The 1,744-nt window shown below is 45.2% G+C and carries 1 protein-coding gene; it reads left to right on the top strand.

Annotation, left to right across the window (positions count from 1 at the left end):
- Positions 1–138 precede the first annotated feature (138 nt).
- Positions 139–1,656 carry an ISNCY family transposase gene (locus tag AB4375_RS21285; RefSeq protein ID WP_081325180.1) on the top strand — a complete coding sequence of 506 codons (1,518 nt, stop codon included), beginning with the start codon at positions 139–141 and terminating at the stop codon, positions 1,654–1,656.
- Positions 1,657–1,744: the final 88 nt, after the last annotated feature.

Here is a 1,744-nt window from a genome sequence, read left to right on the forward strand (position 1 = left end):
TGTGATCACCAAGCGATTCTGTCGTACCTTAACTACCAAACGACTTTGTCGTTAGCCTAATTACCGAGGGAAATTGACGGTCCTACTTTTTACGTAATCCTTTGACTATCACTGTGAATTAGTCAAAGGGTGTATAGGATGATCGTTATGGATGCTAAATCCCAGCTTACCGTGGATGTCATTGCTAAAGTGGCACTTAACAAAATCTCTATTCTCAATGCCTCGAAACTGCTCAATAAATCCCCCCGAACCATTGAACGTTACCTCAGGCGATACCGTACCGATGGTATTCGTTTCGTTGTTCATGGCAACACAGGAAGAGCACCCGCTAATAAAATCCCCGTGACCTTAAAGAAGCAAGTTCAAGATCTGATAAAAGCCAAGTATTACGACTTTAACATGCTTCATTTGGCAGACATGCTGGAAGTGTTTGAAGGCATCAAAGTAAAGCGAGAGACACTTCGTACCTGGGCGCACGAAATCCATCATGTAAAACGAGCTAAACATCGCCGCTCCAAAGTAAGAAGACGACGAGAGCGCATGGAGGCAGAAGGCTTAATGTTGCAAATGGACGGCAGCCCCCACCTTTGGTTCGGGGACAAAAAGTCCTGCCTTATCGCTATGATTGATGACGCAACCAGTGACGTTCATGCAGAGTTCTTTCCTTCAGAAACTACGGAAGGCTGCCTTAAAGTAATGAAGGCTTATATCGAAAAAAAGGGGCTTTTTAAGACGCTTTATGTCGATAGAGCGGGTATCTTTGGTGGACCAAAACGCTGCCACTTCTCTCAGATGCAACGAGCCTGCGAAGAGCTTGGTATAGAAATTATTTTTGCCAACTCCCCCCAAGGAAAAGGTCGTATCGAACGTGCCTTCGATACGTTCCAAGATCGTCTCGTCCCTGAGTTAAGACTGGCGGGGATCACCGATATGAATAGCGCAAATGACTACCTGCAAAACACTTTCATCCCTGACTATTGGGCGACAACCCTCACCGTCAACGCTAAGCAGGTGCGCTCGGAACATAAGCCCGTTCCGAAACACCTAAACCTCGATGCGATATGTATCCAAAAAGAATATCGAAAAATCCGTCGGGACCATACCTTCAGTTATGGTAACGCAATGTATCAAATTACCTCTCCGTTAAGGCACTCTATCGTGAGTCAACAAGTTGAGCTACGTAAGCAACTTGATGGTAACTTCGCCGCTTACTTTGCTGACCGAGAGCTGTCCATTAAAGAGCTTGTTGAGCCTAGCTCTAGGAAAGAATACGGGGAAGAAGTTCAGAAAAAGCTCGATGCTATTGAACTTGCCAAGGAGTTAGGCAATGTGAGAGAAGCTGCTCGGCAGAGCGGTTGCTCTGTCAAAAGCATTCACAACAACCGTCAACTTCTCGAAGCACATGGTCCATTAGCTTTGAAACGTATGTATGGCCAATCAAGGCACAGTAACCGCATCGATGAGAAGACTCGAAATGTCGTCATCTCATTAACGCTCAAATTACCTCATCTAACATCGATCAGGATCAGTGGTGAGATGAGAAAGCGATTTAACATCTCAATTAGTCACTCAACAGTAAGGAACATCTGGCTTGAAGAAAAGCTGAATACAAGAGAGTTACGGGAAGCTCGTGCCGAGGCATCAATTATCGAATAAGAGCAGAACTGTCATGGTTGACTACTATTAATAAGACTGTGACAGAGTCCTTCGGTAATTAGACCGTCAACCTCCCTCGGTAATCACA

It is taken from the genome of Vibrio sp. 10N.261.51.C6, from assembly GCF_041471785.1.
Classification (GTDB): domain Bacteria; phylum Pseudomonadota; class Gammaproteobacteria; order Enterobacterales; family Vibrionaceae; genus Vibrio; species Vibrio crassostreae_C.

Excerpts from the sequence above, each read along its gene's own strand:
- AB4375_RS21285 (WP_081325180.1), top strand. The coding sequence starts at position 139 with ATGATCGTTATGGATGCTAAATCCCAGCTTACCGTGGATGTCATTGCT.